The organism is Micromonospora sp. NPDC004704 (assembly GCF_053601675.1).
On record NZ_JBSGCD010000037.1, the window covers coordinates 34273 to 54109 of the forward strand.

The following is a 19837-nucleotide window of genomic DNA, read 5'->3' on the forward strand; positions in this document are numbered from 1 at the left end:
CGGTACCGGGAACATGAAACATCGGCCGGCGTCCTCAATGCGCTGACCAGGGGTTATCGGCCACTATCATGCCCCTGAAACCCGTTACCGAGCCTCCCGGGCCGCGCCCCCTCCGCGCCCGGGGTCCGCCGCCGGCACGGGACGGGCATGGAGGGGTGCGCGCGATGACACGACTGGACAGCCGACCGGAGCCGAAGACCGACAACCGGGCCGGTTACCGCGGTGACATCGAGGGACTGCGCGCGGTCGCGGTCGTACTCGTGTTGCTGTCGCACGCGGGCCGGGACGTCCTCCCCGGCGGCTTCGTCGGGGTGGACGTCTTTTTTGTCATCTCCGGCTTCCTGATCACGGGGCTGCTGGTCGAGGAGTTGGAGCGCACCGGCAGGATCTCGCTGACCGGCTTCTACGCCCGGCGGGCGAAGCGGCTGCTCCCCGCCGCCGGGCTGGTGCTCGGCACGAGCCTGTTGCTGACCCTGTTCTTCCTGCCGAGGACCCGGTGGGCGGACACCGGCTGGGACGTGGTCGCCAGCGGGCTCTACGTGATGAACTGGCGGCTGGCCGAGCAGGCCGTCGACTATCTCGCGGTCGGGGACGCGCCGAGCATCCTCCAGCACTACTGGTCGCTCGCGGTCGAGGAGCAGTTCTACCTGGTCTGGCCGCTGCTGCTGATCCTGGTCGGCTGGTCGGGCCGGCGCCGGCGCCGCGCCACCAAGGTCGACACCCCCGGCCGTACGGGCGTCAGCAGGCGCAGGTGGTTCCTGCTCGCCCTCGCCCTGATCGGAGTTCCGTCGTTCGCCTGGTCCATCTACCTGACCTCGTCCGACCCGTCCCGTGCCTACTTCGTCACCACCACCCGGATGTGGGAACTCGCCCTCGGTGGTGGCCTGGCCCTGCTGAGCTTCCGGCTGTCCCGGCTGCCCCGACCGGTCGCCGCCGGGCTCGGCTGGGCCGGGTTGGTGGCGATCGCCGTCGCCGCACTCCGGATCACCCCGAGCATGGCCTTCCCCGGTTACCTGGCCGTGCTGCCCACCCTCGGTGCCGCCGCCGTGATCGCCGCCGGGACCGCCGGCCGCTACGGTCCCGAACTGGTGCTCGGCCTGCGCCCGGTACGCGCGATCGGTGCCCTGTCCTACTCGCTCTACCTGTGGCACTGGCCGCTCCTGGTGGCGGCGCAAGCCCGGTTCGGCGAGTTGAGCGTGGCGGCGGGACTGGCCGTTGTGCTCCTCTCCGCGCTTCCGGCCTGGGCGACGTACCACTATCTGGAGAACCCGGTACGGCGTTCGAAGCGACTGGCGTTCTATCCCGTACGGGCGCTGCGGTTGGGGTTGTTCTTCACCGCCGTACCGGTGCTGGCCGGGCTGCTGTTCCAGTTCACCGTCTGGCCGCCACCGCGCCCGGCGCCGGTGACCGACACGATCCCCTGGGCCGGTGCCTCGTCCGGCACCTCGGTGCCGGTGCGGTCCGGACCGCCGGGTGCGGCGATTCTGGGTGACACGCCCCGGACCAGCAGGGACGGGGTGCCCGTGGACAAGGTGGACGTCATCGTCCCGGATCCGCTCGCCGCCAAGGACGACCTGCCCGATGTCTACCCGCACAAGTGTTTCTCCGAGGGCACCAGGACCGAGATCGTGACCTGCGTCTACGGCGACCGCGGGGCCGACTACACGGTGGCGGTGGTGGGGGACTCGCACGCCGGCAACTGGATCCCGGCGTTGCAGGCGGTCGCCACCGAGCGGAAGTGGCGGCTGGTGACGTACCTGAAGCAGTCGTGCCCGTTCCTCGACCTGGAGATCTCGGTGCTGTCGCGTACCCAGCCGGCGTGTGCCGAGTGGAACCGCAACGTACGCGCGGAGCTGACCGGGATGGCCCGGCCCGACCTGCTGTTGACCAGTGGCGCGTTCTACGTCCCGATCCGTGGCGACGCCCTGCTCAACGGCGCCGACGGGTACCGGGCCACGGTCGAGGCGATGCGCCGGACCTGGACCGCGATGACCGACGCGGGAATTCGTACGGTGGTCCTGCGCGACACCCCGCACCTGAACGTACGGGTCGCCGAGTGCGTGTCGGCGAACCGGACCAGGCTGACGAGGTGCACCGCGCCGAGGGAGCTTGCCGTTACGGCCAGCGCCGGTCCGGCCCAGGCGGAGGCGGTCGGGGGACTGTCCGGGGTGCGGCTGGTAGACCTGACCGACGCGATCTGCCCGGCCGACCGGTGTGCCCCGGTGATCGGCGGGGTGCTGGTCTACCGGGACAGCAGTCACCTGACCGCCACCTACGCCCGAAGTCTGACCCCACGGGTGGGCGCCGCGCTCGACACGCTGCTCAACTGAGACCGCCGGGGGTCGTCAGGCGACCGGCGGGAAGATCGCTTCGATCACGTGCGGTCCGGGTTCGCGCAGCGCCCGGGAGAACTGCTCGGCGAGTTCCTCGGCGGTGGTCGCCCGGCTGGCCGGCACCCCGAAGCCCTCGGCGAGTTTGACGTAGTCGATCGTCGGCCCGGTGAGGTCGAAGAGGCTGTTGGACTCCGGGTCGACGTCCGCGCCGACCAGGTGCTGCCACTCCTCGCGGAGGATGGCGTAGGAGCGGTTGACCAGGATCACGTTGGTGATGTCCAGGTTCTCCCGCGCCTGGGTCCAGAGCGCAGAGAGGGTGTAGACCGCGCACCCGTCGCCCTCCAGGGTCACCACCGGGCGGTCCGGCGCGGCGATCGCGGCGCCGATCGCCAACGGCATCCCCTCGCCCATCGCGCCGCCGCACTGGACCAGCACGTCGTGCCGGGGCGCGCCGACGGTGGCGGCGGCCAGCGCGCCCCGCGAGCTGATCGTCTCGTCGACCACGATCGCCCGCTCGGGCAGCAGCGCGCCGACCACGTCGGCCCAGTTGGCGGCGGTGAGCGCTCCGGTCGGCAGCGGCGGTCGGGCCGGAGCCGGCAACTCGGGTTCGCTGGCCGGGTCGAGCAGGTCGGCGAGGTCGGTCAGCGCGGCGACCGCGTCCTGACCGACCTCGGCCAGGACCTGGGTGTTCGCCCCGGGTGGGACCAGGCAGCTCGGTTTGCCGGGGTAGGCGAAGAACGACACCGGCACCTTCGTGCCCGCGACGATCACCTGCTCGACCCCGTCGAGTTGCGCCGCGACCTGCTCCGGGTAGGACGCCAACCGGTCGAACGACGGGACCCCGGCGCCGTGCTCCAACCGTGGCGTGTACGTCTCCAGCAGCACCTTCACCCCGGTACTGGCGGCGATCCGGCCGGCGGCACGCAGCCCCGCCTCCCGTCCCGCCGGTCCGCCGACGACCAGGACGGAGCGGTCACCGCCGCGCAGGACCGTGCAGATCCGGGCGATCACCGCCGGGTCGACGGTCGGCACCGGTCGCGCCGGGATCGGCTCGCCGACCAGACCGCCGTCGCTCCAGGAGACGTCCGCCGGCATGATCAGCGTGGCGATCTGTCCCGGCGATTCGAGCGCCTCGGCGTACGCGGACGCGGCGTCGGGACCGGCGCCGGCCGGGTTCTCGGGGCGCCGGACCGGGCCACGGAGCGTACCGGCGACGGCGGCGATGTCGGACTCCAACGGCGGGTCCTGCACCTTGTGCCGGCTGGGGTGGTCGCCGACGATGTTCACCACCGGCGAGTTGGCCCGCCGGGTGTTGTGCAGGTTCGCCATCCCGTGCCCGAGACCGGGTCCGAGGTGCAGCAGGGTCGCGGCGGGTTTGCCGGCCATCCGGGCGTACCCGTCGGCGGCGCCGGTGACGACGCCCTCGAACAGGCCGAGTACGGGCCGCACCTCGGGGACGGTGTCCAGTGCCCGGACCAGGTGCAGTTCGGTCGTACCGGGGTTGGTGAAGCAGACCTCGATCCCCGACCCGGCGAGCGTACGCAGCACCGCTTCCGCACCGTCCACGAGCATCACCTCCCGGTTACCTCCCGTCACCGGACACTATCCGTCGCGAGCGCGCCGCGGGCAGACATCGAAACCTGTTGCCGACCAGGGGCGATGCGACCGGGTACGGAACCGGGTGGTCGGGTGGTGGGGACTACACGCGGCGTTCCGGTGACGGCCACTCCGAATTGATCATGGCGTCGGGTGGGCTTCGTACCGTCCGTGATCATGACTGTCCTTTCCGCATCATCACCGCTGCGCCGGGCCGCGACGGGGCTGCACGCCACGCGTACCCGCGCTGCCGCCGCGCTCGCCGCGCTCGCGGTCACCGGTGGCGCCGCCGTGGCCGTCACCGCCTCGTCGCCCGCCGCCGCCGAACCGGGCAACGTTGTCGTCTCGGAGAACTTCTCCTCCGGATCCCTGCCCGCGGGCTGGAACGCGGTCGACGGTGCCTGGAAGGTCGAGAACGGTCGGCTGTACGGCACCTCCGCCAGTTCGGCCGACAACAACAAGATCACTTTTGGGCGGCACCTGAACGACTTCCGGTTCGAGGCGACCATGCGCTTCGAGACGGTGTCGGCCGCCACCCGCTGGGCCTCGCTCGGCCTGGACGTCCCCGCCGACGGCGCCACCCCGTGGTGGATCGCCACCATGCGCAGCGGCACCACCGCCGCCAACGGGCTCGAGTTCGCCCAGCGGACCACCGCCAACACCTGGGTCGTGCCGAACACCGCCTCCGCCCCGTACGCCGCCGGCACCGGCCGGGACATCCGGGTCGCCGTCGAGGTGCACGGCAACCAGGCCCGCTGGATCTTCGACGGGCGTGAGGCGATGCGTACCAACAGTCTTCAGCGTTCCGCCGACGGCATCCAGGCTCTGTTCGTCAACGGCGCCACCGTCTCGTACGACGACGTCACCGTCACCGAGCTGCCGCCGAACGGCTACATCCGCCCCGAGGGCAGCCCGTTCACGGTCATCGCCCACCGTGGCGCGTCGGCCGCCGCACCGGAGAACACCCTGGTCGCGCAGGAGATCGCCCGCAAGGGCGGCGCCGACTGGATCGAGAACGACGTGCAGCCGAGCAAGGACGGCGTCCCGTTCATCCTGCACGACGGCACCGTCGACCGGACCACCGACGGCACCGGCAACATCCGGGACCTGACCGCCGAGCAGATCAAGGCCCTCGACGCCGGCTCCTGGTTCGGCCCCCAGTACGTCGGCGAGCGGGTACCGACCCTCGCCGAGCAACTCGCCGACCTGCGTACGCGTGGCGGGAGCCTGCTCCTGGAGATCAAGGGCAAGCACACGAAGGACGAGGTCGCCACGATCATCCAGGTGATTCGGGACGAGCAGATGATGAGCCGGGTCTTCGTCCAGAGCTTCGAGGTCGACGCCCTCCAGTACACCTACGAACTCGCCCCCGAGCTGCCGCTCGGCCTGCTCCGCAGCGGCCTCGACGCCGACCCGGTGGCGATCTCGAAGCAGCTCCACCTGACCGCGTACAACCCGGACGGCAACGCGCTGCTCGCCAAGCCGGAGATCATCGCCCCGCTGCACGCCGCCGGGGTGGCCGTGATGGCGTGGACGATGGACTCCGCCGGCCTCTGGCAGCGGCTGGAGCGGGCCGGCACCGACGCGATCATCACCAACCGGGCGTCCGAACTGGTCGGTTGGAACTCCGCCTTCATGCAGCGCGCCTCCGGTGACCCGACCGTGGCGATCACCTCGCCGGCCGACGGGGCACGCCTCGACCGGGCGCAGTCCCCGGTGATCGCGGTCGCCGCGACCAACTCCGACACCGTCACCGTCACCCTCGACGGCAAGAAGTCGGCCGCCGGGCGCAAGCTCGACCTGGCCAAGCTCACCGCCGGCAAGCACACCGTCAACACCGTGGTCACCGGGCCGGAGGGCACCGCGACCGTGACCAGCACCTTCACCGTGACGGTGAGCCAGGCCGGGCTCGGCTACCTCATCCTCACCTCGGCCGCCGACCCGGCCGCGATCGGGACGATGACCGCCAAGCTGGTCGACGGCAAGTACGCCGAACTCGCCAGCTACGTCGACCGCCAGGCCGGCAAACTCGTACCGGCCGAGGTGGCCAGTGTGATCGCCGCCGATGCCCGCACCCTCGCCCTGAAGTAGCGAGCCCGGTTCAGCGAACGGTTGTTCCCGCCGTCCGTCCTCCCGGTGGCGGGAACAACCGTTCGCCCGTACCGTGCGCATTTGCGGTGGGGGCGTTATGCGAGCGACGTTCGGACAACACCGGATAGCCCGTTTACGCAGGCGACGAGGCCGAAAATTTACACCGTCCCGTACACCCGGCAGTTCTTGTAACGACACTGTTTCCGCATATGCTCCAGCGCGTCTACCCCCCTTTACGGAGGCTTAGTTTGATGCGCCGGAACAGACGCACGCGCTCACTCAACGCGCTGGGCGTACTCCTCACCACAGGTGCGCTCGGCCTGGCCAGTGGCACCGCCGCGGTGGCCGCCGAACCGACGGCCACCCCGTTCGTCAGCGAAATCCACTACGACAACGCCGGCACCGACTCCGGTGAGGCGATCGAGATCGAGGCACCGGCCGGGTTCGACCTGTCCGGCTGGCAGATCGTGCTCTACAACGGCAACAACGGTGCCGCGTACAACACCCGTACGCTCAGCGGCGTCGTCCCGGCGGCCGGCGTGGTCGTCGCGACCTACCCGGTCGACGGCATCCAGAACGGTGCCCCGGACGGGATCGCGCTGGTCGCACCCGGTGGCACCGTGGCCGAATACCTCACCTACGAGGGCACCTTCGCCGCCGTCGGCGGCCCGGCCAACGGCCTGACCGGCACCGACATCGGCGTTTCCGAGGGCTCGTCGAGCCCGGTCGGCTTCTCGTTGCAGAAGATCGGCGGGACCTGGCGGGACGCGGCCCAGAACACCTTCGGCGTACGCAACGCCGGTGGCGACCCGGACCCCGACCCCGATCCCGACCCGGTCGGTTGTGACGTCACCGTCGACCGGACCATCGCCCAGGTCCAGGGCACCGGGGACGCGACCCCGCTGGCCGGCACCCGGGTCACCGTCGAGGGCGTGGTGACCGGTGACTACCGCACCGGCGGCTACAACGGCATCTCGGTGCAGAGCGTCGGCAGTGGCGGACGCGCGCCGGCCGCCGGCACCGCCTCCGACGGCATCTTCGTCTACCTGACCACGAACGCCGCGAACCACCCGTCGGTCGCGATCGGCGACCGGATCCGGGTCAGCGGCACGGCCAGCGAGTTCAACGGGCTCACCCAGCTCAGCATCGGCACCGAGGCCGACGTGCAGGTCTGCGAGCAGGGTGTGGCGCTGCCGACCCCGGCCGCGTTCGGCCTGCCGCTCGACCCGGCCGGGCGGGAGTCGGTGGAGTCGATGCTGGTCGCCCCGGGCGGCCCGTACACGGTCTCCGAGGTCTACAACACCAACCGGTACGGCGAGGTCGTGCTCGCCGCCGGTGAGCACGCCGCGGTCATCCCGACCGACCTGGCCCGCCCCGGCACCCCCGAGGCCCAGCAGGTCGCCGCCGCGAACAAGCTCGCCCGGCTGCTGCTCGACGACGGTCGCACCACCAACCTGTCGACGGACAACACCCTGCCGCCGTACTTCTCGCCGACCAGCCCGCTGCGTGTGGGTGACCGGGTCGGTGCGTTCGGCCCGACGGTGCTGTCGTACGGCTTCAACGAGTGGCGGCTCCAGCCGACCACCCCGGTCGACGCGGCCACCCCGCCGGCTGCCCGCACCACCTTCACGTCGACCAACCCGCGTACGGCGGCACCGGAGAACGTCGGCGGGGACCTCCGCCTGGCGAGCTTCAACGTGCTGAACTACTTCGTCCACTTCGGTGGCGAGGCGCGCGGCGCGGACGACGAGGCCGGTCTGCTGAAGCAGGAGGCGAAGATCGTTTCGGCCATCAACGCGCTCGGTGCCGACGTGGTCGCGCTGGAGGAGATCGAGAACTCGGTACGGTTCAACACCGCCGACCCGCAGCAGGCGCTCAAGCGGCTGGTCGCCGCCCTGAACACCGCCGCCGGTGCGGGCACCTGGGACTACGTCCGTACGCCCGCGCAGTTGCCGCCCGCGACCGCGCAGGACTTCATCACCACGGCGATCATCTTCAAGCCGGCGAAGGCCACGCCCAAGGGCGAGTCCCGCTCGGTCAACGACGAGAGCGTCTGGTTCAACGCGCGCGAGCCGATCGCGCAGAGCTTCACCTCCGGTGCGGCCACCTTCACCGTGGTCGCCAACCACCTGAAGTCCAAGAGCACCTCGGACGCGGCGACCGGCGACAACGCCGACGCCGGTGACGGTCAGGGCGCGTTCAACGGTGACCGGGTCCGCCAGGCGCGGGCGCTGGCCACCTTCGTCGACCAGTTGAAGACCGACAGCGGCAGCGACGACGTCCTGCTGCTCGGCGACTTCAACGCCTACACCCACGAGGACCCGCTCCAGGTCCTCTACGACAAGCAGTACGTCGACCTGAACACCACCGGTGAGGCGAGCTACGTCTTCGGTGGCGAGTCCGGTTCGCTGGACCACGCCATCGCGTCGCCGTCGCTGGCGGCCCGGGTCACCGGGGTCGACGTGTGGCAGATCAACTCGCACGAGTCGTTCGCGTTCGAGTACGACGGACACCCGGCGTTCTACGCGCCGAACCCGTACCGGGCCAGTGACCACAACCCGATCGTGGTCGGCCTCGACACCGCCCCGGCCGGTCCGGTGCAGGTGCAGCTCCTGGGCATCAACGACTTCCACGGTCGGCTCGAATCGCCGGGCAACGCCCCGGACGGTCGGCCGATCGGCGGAGCCGCCCAGCTCGCCGGCCTGGTCGGTCAGCTCCGTACGGCCAACCCGAACACCGTGTTCGTGTCGGCCGGCGACAACATCGGCGCGTCGACGTTCATCTCGGCCATCGACGGGGACAACCCGACCTTGGACGCGCTGAACATGATGGGCCTGGACGCCGCCTCGGTCGGCAACCACGAGTTCGACAAGGGCTTCGCCGACCTCGCCGGCCGGGTCACCGACCGGGCCGACTTCCCGTACCTCGGTGCGAACGTCTACCGGGGCAACGAGCGGGCCCTGCCCGCGTACGCGGTGAAGACGGTGGGCGGCGTACGCGTCGGCATCGTCGGTGTGGTCACCGAGCAGACCGCGTCGCTGGTCAGCCCGGACGGCATCGCCGGCCTCACCTTCAGGTCGCCGGTTCCGGAGGCCGAGGCGGTCGCCGCCGAGCTGAAGGACGGCAACCCGGCCAACGGCGAGGCCGACGTCGTGGTCCTCGTCGCGCACGAGGGTGCGGCACTGGAGAACATCGCCACCCCGGAGGCGCTCGCCGCCGACCCGGTGTTCGGTGCCTTCGTACGCGCCAGCGCCGACATTGACGTCATCGTCAGCGGGCACACCCACCAGCCGTACGCCTTCGAGATGCCGATCCCCGGCACGGACCGGCTCCGGCCGGTCGTCGAGGCACAGGAGTACGGCCGCAAGCTCGCCCAGGTGACGCTGAGCGTCGACCCGACGACGAAGGCGGTCACCGCCGCCGACGCCGGCCTGCTCGACGTGGTCGGCGCACCGTCCGACCCGGCGATCGCCCAGCTCGTCGCGACCGCCAAGGCCAACGCCGACGTCCTCGGCCAGCGGCCGCTCGGTGCGATCACCGCCGACATCCGGCGGGCTACCACCAACGGCCAGGAGGACCGGGGCAAGGAGTCGGCTCTCGGCAACTTCATCGCCGACGTGCAGCTCGCCGGCACGAAGGACGCCGGTCGGGGTGGGGCGCAGATCGCCCTGATGAACCCGGGCGGTCTCCGGGCCGACCTGGTGTACGCCCCGGACGGGGTGGTCACCTACTCCGAGGCGTTCTCGGTCCAGCCGTTCTCGAACGACGTGGTGACCAAGAGCTACACCGGGGCCGAGATCAAGCAGGCTCTGGAGCAGCAGTGGCAGCCGGCGGGGGCCTCCCGTCCGCTGCTCTGGCTCGGTGTCTCGAAGGGCTTCACCTACACCTACCTCCCGGACGCCCCGCAGGGCTCGCGGATCACGTCGATGAAGCTCAACGGCGTCGCGATCAACCCGACGGCCAGCTACCGGGTCACGGTGAACTCCTTCCTGGCGGCGGGCGGGGACAACTTCCTCGTCCTGGCCGGCGGCACCAACCGGGTCACCACCGGTGACAACGACCTGACCATGCTGACCGACCACCTCGCCGCGAACTCGCCGGTGACGGCGGACGCGGCGCCGCGTTCCTCGGTCGGTCAGCCCGGCCCGCAGTGCACCACGACGATCACCGGCCGCTACAGCAAGCCGCTGACCGTCTCGTCGGGCCTGACCTGCCTGGAGAACGCGACCGTCTCCGGACCGGTCACGGTCGCCGCCGGGGCGTCGCTGATCAGCACCGGAAGCACCATCTCCGGACCGGTCACGGCCAACCGCCCGGCGCTGTTCACCCTCACCGGGACCACGGTCTCGGGTCCGGTGACGGTGACCGGTGCGACCGGTGCGGTGCTGGTCGAGAAGGGCCGGATCTCCGGCCCGGTCTCGGTGACCAACAACACCGGCGGGGTACGCCTCGACACGCTCACCATCGCCGGCCCGGTCACCGTGACCGGCAGCTCCGGCAGCCAGCCCGTGCTGGTCGCCGGGAACACGGTCAACGGTCCGCTCTCCTGCTCGGGCAACACGCCCGCGCCGGGCAACGACGGCCGGCCGAACACCGTACGCGGTCCGGCGAGCGGGCAGTGCGCCCGGCTCTGACCTGACGACGTACCGAAGCGGTAGCGCACACCCCCGGTCCGGGGTCGCCTTCGACGGCGGCCCCGGACCGGGTCCTTTTCCGGTGTGTGCCGGCTCTCGAATCCGCCGATCCGGCAAGATTCGGTAAGGGTCCGGTGTTGTTCCCACCTGCGTGCCGCGGCCGGCGGCACCCGTGATCCGGCGGTATCTGACAAGGGAGTCCGACGTGAAGGCCGTTCAGTTCAGCGAGTACGGAGAGCCCGACGTGCTGCGGGTGGCCGAGGTGCCCGAGCCGCACGCCGGGGCGGGGCAGATCCGGGTGGCGGTACGGGCGGTCGGCGTCAACCCGTGGGAATGGAAGGTACGCAGCGGCGCCATGCAGGGATTCCTACCGCTGACCCTGCCCACCATTCCGGGCAGTGAGGTCGCGGGTGTGGTCGACGAGATCGGCGACGGCATCACCGGTGTCTCGGTCGGGGACGAGGTGTTCGGGTTCGTCGTCGGCGCCGCGTACGCCGAGTACGCCGTGCTGGCGCAGGACCACTTCGCGCACAAGCCGGCGGCCCTGCCCTGGCCGGAGGCGGCGGCGCTGCCGGTCGCGGCCGAGACCGCCGTACGCGCCCTGGACTCGCTCGACCTCGCCGAGGGGCAGACCCTGCTGGTCAACGGTGCCGCCGGTGGGGTCGGGCTGGCCGCTGTGCAGTTCGCCATGCAGCGCGGTGCGACCGTGATCGGCACCGCGAGCGAACCGAACCACGACTTCCTCCGCTCGATCGGCGTCACCCCGGTCACCTACGGCGAAGGTCTGGTCCGGCGGGTGCTCGACATCTCCCCGACCGGGGTGGACCGGGCCCTGGACGTGGCCGGTCGGGGCGGTCTGCCCGACCTGATCGAGCTGGCCCACGGCACCGACAACGTGCTCACCGTCGCCGACCCCGAGGCCCAGAAGTACGGCGTACGCTTCGCCGCCAACCGCGCCAAGAACCCGTTCCCGGCCCTGGACCAGGTCGCCCGCCTGATCGAACAGGACAGCTTCACCCTCCCGGTCGCGGAGACCTTCCCGCTGGAACGGGCCGCCGACGCCCACCGGATCAGCCAGGCCGGCCACATCCGCGGCAAACTCGTCCTCCTCCCCGCCTAACACCCCCTCCCTCCCTCCCCTCCCTCCCCCCACCCCTCCTCCCCCCCACCCCGCGCGTCCGCGATCTAGGGCAAATGGTTGTGCTCAAGAGATCAACGAGCCCCCATTTGCCCTAGATCGCGGACGGGGGGAGGGGGGAGGGGAGGAGGGGAGGAGGGGGTTATGGGGTCAGGGCGTGGAAGGCGCCGGCGCGGGTGGCGACGTAGATGCGGCCGCGCCAGACGGCCGGGGTGGACTCGATGCAGCCGCCGAGCTTGACCTGCCAGAGGGGTTTCGGCATGACCGTGGTGTCGGCGACGTCGTAGGCGTGCAGAACCCCGGCGCAGTCGCCGATCAGCAGGACGTCGTCGACCACCACCGGGGACTGCCAGGTCGGTCCGGGCAGGTCGAACCGCCAGCGGACCGTACCGGTGGCCCGGTCGATGCCGAGCACCTCACCCCCGTTGGTGTCGAAGATGGCCACGTCCCGGTGCAGGGCCGGGGTGCCCCAGGCCCCGGCGGGCCGCCCGTCGGTGTCGTGCACCCGCCAGACCAGCGGGTCGTCCGCCCGGCGGGGATCGAGTTTGACCAGTTGGCCGACCTCGCGGGAGCGGGCGGTGCCGCGTTCGTACTCGGCGCCGACGTAGAGCGCGCCCTCGGCGTCGACCACCACCGTGGCGTCGGTGTCGTCGCCCATCCAGAACCGGAAGACCCGTTTCGGCGTACGGCCCTCCTTCAGCCCGCTGATGTCCCAGCCCTGCACCAGGCCACCGGAGTTGGCGAAGTAGACGGTGTCGCCGTACACGGCGACCGAACTCTCGATCGACACCATCCGGTCGCCGATGTCGCGCAGGAGTTGCGCGTCCCAGCCGGGGGCGTGGAAGACCAGCTTCGGGGCGACCGTCACCTTCCCGTCCGGGCCGTAGCCCCGGTTGAGCTTGACGATGTGGAACTGGCTGTTCTCGCCGCCCTCGAACAGGTAGTCGTCGATGACGATGGCGGAACCGTCCCAGTCGTCGTTCCAGAGCGTCGGTGAGACCGCCCGGGCGGAGAGCTTCCACAGCTCGGTCGGCTTGCCCCGGTCGATCGCGATGATCCGGTAGTAGTTGTCCCGGGACCCGGTGTAGACCAGCGGGAAGCCGTCCGGGTCCACCGTGACCGAGCCCTTGATGATGTCGCCGGTGGGGAAGTCGGGCAGGATCCGCTCGCCGGTCACCGCGTCGAGGAAGTGCACCTTGCGGTCGTACGCGCCGAAGACCACCCAGGTCCGCCCGGCCCGTTCGAACACGGCCGGTTGACCGGTCCAGCCGGATCCGCACCACTGCCGGGTGCCCTTGTCGTCGGTGGACTCGGCGCAGAGCCCGCCGCTGCGGGGGAACTTCCACGCCGGCTTCGGGGCGGTGCGCGGCAGCGGGCCGGTGCCGTACCAGGTGCGGGTCGGGTTGCCGCGGAAGGTGAGCAGACCGGGGACCTTGTCGCCGTACGGCTGGCCCACCCCGGCCGGGTCCGACCACCGGGTGTCGGGCGCGGCGGTCGCGGTGGGCGCGCTCGCGCCGGCCGTCGCGGACCTTTCCCCGGTCACCCAGGACGACCCGGTACGGTCCGGCGCCTCACCCCGGTCGCAGGAGACCCCACCCAGGAGCAGCCCGAGTACGACGATCGCCGCGACGAGCCGGCTCGGGCGCCGATCACTGGGTGGCCTCATCGGGTCAGTCTGCCGACCGTCCCGCCGGTCGACGCTCATCCCATCCGACTGTTTCGATATCTGCGCTGTCAGTGCATGTCGGACGAACGGACGAGCCCACGCCGCCGTGGCGCGGGACCTCACCTGTCGCATGCCCTCAGTAGCATTGCGTGCGGATGTGGGTTGGGTCACCACCGACCCGCCGCACCCGGTCGACGAGGGGTGGTGACGATGACACTGACCGAACTGGACACCGATCCGCGGCCGGACCTCGCCGCCGGGCCCGCCCGGCCGGGTGGTCGCCGGCTGCGGGGTGTCCGGCGCCGCCGGTTGCGCCGGCTGCTGGTGCCGACCCCCAACCGGTTCGTCCTGGTCGGAATCATGCTGGTGCTGCTGTTCGCGCTGACCGCCGGCATCGCCGGGCTGGCCGCACGGGCCGCCGTCGACGCCGGGGAGGTGATGGTCACCAGCGCCGCCCAGATGAGCGGCAACGCCCAGGCGATGCACCGGTGGCTGGCCGAGGCCGATGCCGCCGCCACCGGCCGGTTCCTCGCCCCACCCGACTCCGGCCAGCGGGTGCAGCTCAACCGCAACTACGAGGACGCGCTCGGCGAGGTACGCCGGCTGCTGGCCGAGTCGGCCGGGCTGACCGGCGGCGACCCGGACCGGGCCACCGGGTTGGCCCGGGTGGCGAACCAGTTGCCGGTCTACACCGACCTCGTTCGGCGGGCCCAGGAGCTGGGGGCGGAGCCGGCCGACAGGCGGCTGGACGCGCTGCTCGGCTCGGCGTACCTGCGGGAGGCGTCCGGCTACCTGCGCGGTGTCCTGCTGCCCGCCGCGCAGCAGCTCTGGGAGGACGAGACGACCAGGCTGAGCGAGGCCCGGCGGGACGGCCAGCTCGCCCTGTTCGGGTCGATCGGCATCACCCTGCTCACCCTGGTCCCGCTCTGGTGGAGCCAGCGCTACCTGCGGCGGCGGACCAAGCGTCGGGTCAACCCCGGGCTGGCGTTGGCCACCGCCGCCATGCTCGCCACCACCTGCTGGCTGGTGGTCTCCTGGCGGCACTGGCCGCAGGCCGAGGAGCGGCTGACGGTCGCGGGCCGCAAGCTCGACCAGCACCGGGACCTGATCGAGATCCAGCGCGACGCACTTCGCGCCCGTGCCGACGTCCACCTGCGACTCGGCGGTAACAGCAACCAGTACGGCATGGTGGCCCTGAACGAGCGGTTCCGGCGGGACGCGCACTGCGATTCGACCGTGGCCGGCTTCACCGACCAGATGCGGGTCCTGGTCGGCGTCTGGTGCACCGGTCACGATCGGTACATCGTGGAGAACGAGCGGCTCGGCGCCCACCCGGCGGCGGTCGCCGCGGCGCTGCCCGGCGGGGAGGTCGCCACCGCGTTCACCCACTACGACACCGAGCTGACGAAGGAGATCAACCGGGTCGACCGGGAGATCTACCAGGAGCTGACCAACACGCCACCGGCACCGACCTCGCTGGGTGTGGTCACGCTGCTGCTCTGCCTGATCGGCGCCGCCGGGGTGGCGGTCGGCATCGGGGTACGGGTGAGGGAGTACCGATGACGAGTTACCCGACCGGACCGCGTCGCGCCACCGCCGTACTCGCTGTGGTGCTGCTGCTCGCCGGGAGCGGCTGTGCGAGCAGTTACCAGCCGCCGCCGGTGGCTTCGCCGTACCCGGTCGGGGCGCAGCGGCCGGCGCCGACCCCCAGCCCGATCAGCGCGCCCGACTGTGACGCGCGGCTGAGCCTGCGGCCGGATCCGACCCCGCCGGGCACATACGTCGAGCAGGGTTACATCCGGGCCGGGGTGGACCAGACGATGACCCGGATGACTTCCCGTAATCCGGCCACCGGGGAGTTCGAGGGCTTCGACATCGAGTTGCTGCACGAGGTCGCCAAGGCGATGTTCCCCGGCAGGGACCCGAAGGAGACGCTACGGTTCGTCGTGGTCACCTCGGGCGAGCGGCAGCAGCGGCTCAACGACGGGACGGTGGACATCGTCGCCGACTCGATGACCGCGACCTGCGCGCGTGCCACGGAGGTCGCCTTCTCCACCGACTACCTCGACTCGGGGCAGACCGTGCTGGTGCGCGGCGACTCCCCGTACCAGGGGATCGGGGACCTGGGCGGCAAGGCGGTCTGTGCGGCGACCGGCACCACCTCGCTGGAGCACACCCGGGCCCGGCCGGAGAAGCCGCTCCCGGTGTCGGTGCCGAACTGGACCGACTGCCTGGTCATGCTGCAACAGAAGCAGGTCGAGGCGATCTCCACCGACCACAATGTGCTACTCGGTCTCCGGGACCTCGACCCGACCACCCGGCTGGTCACCCAACCGCCGTCGCGCCCGACCGGTGACACCTCCTGCGACTGGCACGACGAGCCGAAATCGGCCTGCACCTGGTTCAGCGACGAACCGCACGCGATCGCCACCCGGCAGGACGACGTCGCCCTGCTCCGGTTCGTCAACCACGTGCTGGAGCAGGTCCGGCAGAACGGCAGGTGGGTGCAGATGCACGAGAAGTGGCTGGAGGAGCACCCGGACAACGGGCCGCCCCCGGCCCGCTACGGCCCCAACCTGTCCTGGCCCCCGGGCATGTGAGGACGGGATGGCCGAACCACGCGCACGGGAACATCCGGGAGGACAGCACCAGCCGGAGGTGCAGCACCAGCAGGGCGGGTCGGCTCAGCCGGAGGCGGAACTGCGCCGGCTGCGGGCCGAGTGCGCCCGGCTGGCCGGCGCCCTGGTGGTCCGCGACGAAGCGGACGGCTACCGGCAGTTGGAGCGGCCGGACGCCGCCGGGGCGACCGCCCGCGCCTGGCAGGACGTCCAGTGGCGGATCGGAGAGCTCGCCGCCCAACTCGCCGCCGCCCAGCAGTTGCTCGACCGGGCGGACCTGTTGCGTCAGCGCCGCTTCGCCGGCCCGGTCGAACGGTCGGGCCTGGTCGCCGAGCTGGACCCGGGCGCACCGGCGGGTGACACCGAGCTGTGGGCACTGCTGCGCGGCCCGTGCGAGGTGGTCCTGACCGCGGCCACCGGTGCACCCGTCGAGGTGATCACGTTGCCGCTGCCGGAGGTGATCGTCCGGGCCGGCGAGCACCACGCCGCGATCCTGGCCGTGGCCGAGGCGGTCGCCGCCGCCCGCGCCACCATGCTCACCCGGCTCGAAACGGTGGTCGGGCGGCTCGCCGAGGTGCGGGGCCGGGCGGCCGGGGTGTCCGTACCGGACGCGCTGGTCGAGGGCTTGCAGGCCGAGATCGACTCGCTGCGCCGGGGCGGGGAGCGGGATCCGCTGGGGGCGGCCGACGGGGTGGCCTGGGCCGCAGCCCGGGACCGGCTCGCCGCCCGGATCACCGAACTCGGCGTACGGGTGGGACGGGCCGAGGAGCTGCGCGGCCGGTTGCCGGGCCTGGTGGACGAGTTGCGGCTGCTGATCGGTCGACTCGACGCGGACGAGACCGAGGCGCGACACGCGTGGCGGGGCCTCACCCCGATCCCGGGCGATCCCGACCCCGGCCCCGATTCCGGCCCACCGGTGCCGCAGGCCGCGACCCTGCGGGTACGGCTGCGCGCGGTCGAACGCCGATGCCGCCGGGGCGAGTGGTGGGACGCGGTCGACGAGGAGTCCGAGCCGGCCGAGATCGGTGCCGCGGTGACCTCGGCGGCGGAACAGGCCGCGCGGGCCCGGGACGCGGCCGGGATACGGCGGCGACGCCTCTACGACTACCGGATCGAGCTTCGGGGCCGGCTGGACGCCTTCCAGCGCAAGGCGTTCGGTGCCGGCCGTTCCGAGGACCTGGCCCTGACCGACCTCTACAACGAGGCCCGGCGTCGACTCCGGGCGGATCCGCTCGACGCCCCGGCCGCCGACCGGGCGGTCAACCGGTACCTGCACGCGGTGAACGAGGAGGGTCCGGCATGAACGGCTGTCTCGCCCGCGACTGTCCGGGCGCCGTCGACCTCGACGGCTTCTGCCTCAAGTGGGGCCACCGCTGCGCCGGCCAGTCCGGTGAGGACTCCGCCGGCTCCAACGGCTCGAACGGCGTCGAGGGTGGCTCGGTGGCGGGATCCGGGCCGGTGCGCGGCGGCGCTCCGAGCGCGTTCGCCCGGCCGTCGGTGGCCGCCCGTCCGAGCCGGCCCGCCACCGCACCGTCAGCGTCGGCGGGAGCGAGCAGCCCGGCGGGACCGAGCGTTCCGGGCCCGGTCGGGGTCAGCTCGGGTGGTGCCGGCTGGCGTACGGGGTCGGGCAGCGGATCGACCGGTGGCGGCTCCGGTGGGGGTGCGGGCGCCCGGCCGGGCGGTGGACCACCACCCGGCTTCGGCGGCGGGACCCGGCGCTGGTTCGGGCTGGTCGAGATGCCGGTGGTCCCGCCCCGGGATCCGCTCACCGCGATCCGGGCCGAGCACGCCGTACCCGAACACGCCCGGATCTGTGCCCGGTCCTCCTGCCGGCGCCCGGTCGGCCGGACCGACGGCACCGACTCCGGCATCACCACCGGCTACTGCCCGCACTGCGGCACCCCGTTCTCGTTCGTCCCGCCGCTGCACGACGGCGACGTGATCAAGCAGCGGTACCGGATCCGGGGCTGCATCGGCTACGGCGGGATGGGCTGGATCTTCGCCGCCCGGGACGAGGACATGGACGCAAGCTGGCGGGTGCTCAAGCGCCAGCGGGCCGCCGAGGACGCCACCGCCGCCGAGGCGTTCGTCGGGGAACGGCGGGCACTGATCGCCCTGGACCACCCGAACATCGTCAAGATCTACGACTTCGTGCCGCCGGAGGCGGGCGACGGTACGCCGTACATCGTGATGGAGTTCGTGGGCGGGCAGTCGCTGGACGAGATGCGACCGCGCCCGTCCGGCTGGGGCGTACCGGGGCCGCTGCCGTTGCCGCAGGTGCTGGCGTACGGGCTGGCCATCCTGGACGCCTTCGAGCACCTGCACGAGCAGGACTGGCTCTACTGTGACCTGAAGCCGGACAACGTCATGCACGTCGGCAACCGCCTCAAGCTGCTCGACCTCGGTGCCGCCCGCCGCGCCGACGACCTGGACAGCCCGCTGCTCGGCACCCGTGGTTTCGAGGCGCCCGAGGTGCACAGGCACGGGGCACGGGCCGCCTCGGTCCGCTCCGACCTCTACACCGTCGGGCGCACCCTCGGGGCGCTCAGCCTGGCCGCCAACACCAGCCAGTACGTGAGCCGGTTCCCGGACGGGCGGCTGCCGGACGCGGTGCCGCAGTTGCTCGACGAGCACGAGTCGTACCGCCGGTTGCTGGCCCGGTCGACCCACCCGGAGCCGGGCCGCAGGTTCGGTTCCGCCGACGAGATGTACGCGCAGGTGCACGGCGTACTCCGGCAGGTGCTCGCGGAGCAGGGGCAGGAGGTGCCGCCCACGGCGTCCACCCTGTTCGGGCTCGCGCCCCGCCCGTTCGGCGCGTACGACGATCTGACCACGCCGGTGCCGGCGGCGATGGTCGCCACCGCGCTCCCGGCGCCGCTGATGGATCTCGCCGATCCCGGTGCCGGTTTTCTCGGCTCGGTCGGCGCGGTCCAGCCGGCGGAGCTGATCGGCCTGCTCGGTCGGGCACCGGAGCGCAGCCGGGACGTGCTGCTCCGGCTGACCCGGGCCTACCTGGACGCCGGGCAGCCCGAGCTGGCCGCCGGCACCCTGACCGAGCTGGCCGCCCGGCCGGACGCCCCGGTCGACGACTGGCGGCTGGACTGGCACCACGGGCTGGTCGCCCTGGCCTCGGGCGACATCGGCGCCGCCCGCCAGCACTTCGACACCGTGTACGGGCTGCTCCCCGGCGAACTGCCGGCCCGACTCGGGTACGCGGTGACCAGCGAACTCGACGGCGACCTGCCCACGGCCGAGCGGCACTACGCGGCAGTCTGGGCCACCGAGCGCTCGTCGCTGAGCGCGCTGTTCGGGCTGGCCCGTACCCGGTTGGGGCAGGGTGACCGGCGGGGAGCCGCGGCGGCCCTGGACGAGGTGCCGGAGACGGCCAGCTACCGGGTGCCGGCGCAGGTCGCGAAGGTCAGGGCGCTGTTGTCCGGTGCCCGGGTGGCGGATCCGGCCGAGGTCGACCTGGTGGACGCCGCCGTCGCGGCGGAGGCGATCGACCTGACCGGGGCCGCCCGGGACAGCCTCACCGCCGAGGTGCTGGAGGTGGCGCTCGCCTGGGCGGTGCCGCGCCAGCCGGCCGGCACGGAACAGGTGTTCGGGGTGCCGCTGGCCGAGGAGCGGCTGCGGGAGCGGCTGGCCGAGGTCTACCGCTCGCTGGCCCGGCAGAGTGTGTTGCGCCAGGAGCGGGTCGCCCTGGTGGACCGGGCCAATCAGGTACGTCCCTGGACCTGGCTGTGAACCTCCGTACCCGCGCA

10 protein-coding genes are annotated in these 19837 nt (G+C 72.1%); 8 read left to right on the forward strand and 2 right to left on the reverse strand.

What is annotated here, in order from left to right; genetic code table 11:
- Positions 1 to 164 precede the first annotated feature (164 nt).
- On the forward strand, positions 165 to 2330 hold the full coding sequence (locus tag ACWEFB_RS32280) for an acyltransferase family protein (protein WP_452291495.1): 2166 nt from the start codon (positions 165 to 167) through the stop codon (positions 2328 to 2330).
- 15 nt (positions 2331 to 2345) lie between these two features.
- On the opposite strand, the gene ACWEFB_RS32285 is transcribed toward ACWEFB_RS32280, so the two are convergent.
- Positions 2346 to 3929 carry an acetolactate synthase large subunit gene (locus ACWEFB_RS32285; RefSeq protein ID WP_452291497.1) on the reverse strand — a complete coding sequence of 528 codons (1584 nt, stop codon included), beginning with the start codon at positions 3927 to 3929 and terminating at the stop codon, positions 2346 to 2348.
- Between the two features lie 177 nt (positions 3930 to 4106).
- Between ACWEFB_RS32285 and ACWEFB_RS32290 the strand changes: the two genes are divergently transcribed.
- The 3 genes from ACWEFB_RS32290 (at position 4107) to ACWEFB_RS32300 (ending at position 11774) form a co-directional block, all read left to right on the forward strand.
- A complete protein-coding gene (locus ACWEFB_RS32290) occupies positions 4107 to 6020 on the forward strand; it encodes a glycerophosphodiester phosphodiesterase (protein WP_452291499.1) in 1914 nt (637 codons plus the stop codon).
- 251 nt (positions 6021 to 6271) lie between these two features.
- Entirely contained in the window at positions 6272 to 10654 is a 4383-nt protein-coding gene (locus tag ACWEFB_RS32295; protein WP_452291501.1) for an ExeM/NucH family extracellular endonuclease, read from the forward strand.
- 205 nt (positions 10655 to 10859) lie between these two features.
- Complete coding sequence (locus ACWEFB_RS32300; RefSeq protein WP_452291503.1) at positions 10860 to 11774, forward strand: NADP-dependent oxidoreductase; 915 nt, start codon at positions 10860 to 10862, stop codon at positions 11772 to 11774.
- A gap of 160 nt (positions 11775 to 11934) precedes the next feature.
- On the opposite strand, the gene ACWEFB_RS32305 is transcribed toward ACWEFB_RS32300, so the two are convergent.
- Positions 11935 to 13458: an outer membrane protein assembly factor BamB family protein gene (locus ACWEFB_RS32305; RefSeq protein WP_452291505.1), complete on the reverse strand. Its 1524-nt coding sequence runs from the start codon at positions 13456 to 13458 to the stop codon at positions 11935 to 11937.
- A 210-nt stretch (positions 13459 to 13668) separates the two neighbouring features.
- On the opposite strand from ACWEFB_RS32305, the gene ACWEFB_RS32310 reads away from it, so the two are divergent.
- Genes ACWEFB_RS32310 through ACWEFB_RS32325 form a run of 4 tightly spaced genes read left to right on the forward strand, consistent with a single transcriptional unit; the run spans position 13669 to position 19820 of the window.
- Positions 13669 to 15021 (forward strand): hypothetical protein, encoded by a 1353-nt coding sequence (locus ACWEFB_RS32310; protein ID WP_452291507.1) that lies wholly within the window; start codon positions 13669 to 13671, stop codon positions 15019 to 15021.
- A complete protein-coding gene (locus tag ACWEFB_RS32315; protein WP_452291509.1) occupies positions 15018 to 16058 on the forward strand; it encodes a transporter substrate-binding domain-containing protein in 1041 nt (346 codons plus the stop codon). The genes ACWEFB_RS32310 and ACWEFB_RS32315 overlap by 4 nt, the downstream gene beginning before the upstream one ends.
- Before the next feature lie 7 nt (positions 16059 to 16065).
- Positions 16066 to 17379, forward strand: a complete 1314-nt coding sequence (locus ACWEFB_RS32320) for a hypothetical protein (protein WP_452291511.1) — start codon at positions 16066 to 16068, stop codon at positions 17377 to 17379.
- Positions 17376 to 19820, forward strand: a complete 2445-nt coding sequence (locus tag ACWEFB_RS32325) for a tetratricopeptide repeat protein (RefSeq protein ID WP_452291513.1) — start codon at positions 17376 to 17378, stop codon at positions 19818 to 19820. The genes ACWEFB_RS32320 and ACWEFB_RS32325 overlap by 4 nt, the downstream gene beginning before the upstream one ends.
- The last annotated feature ends 17 nt before the right edge of the window (positions 19821 to 19837 follow it).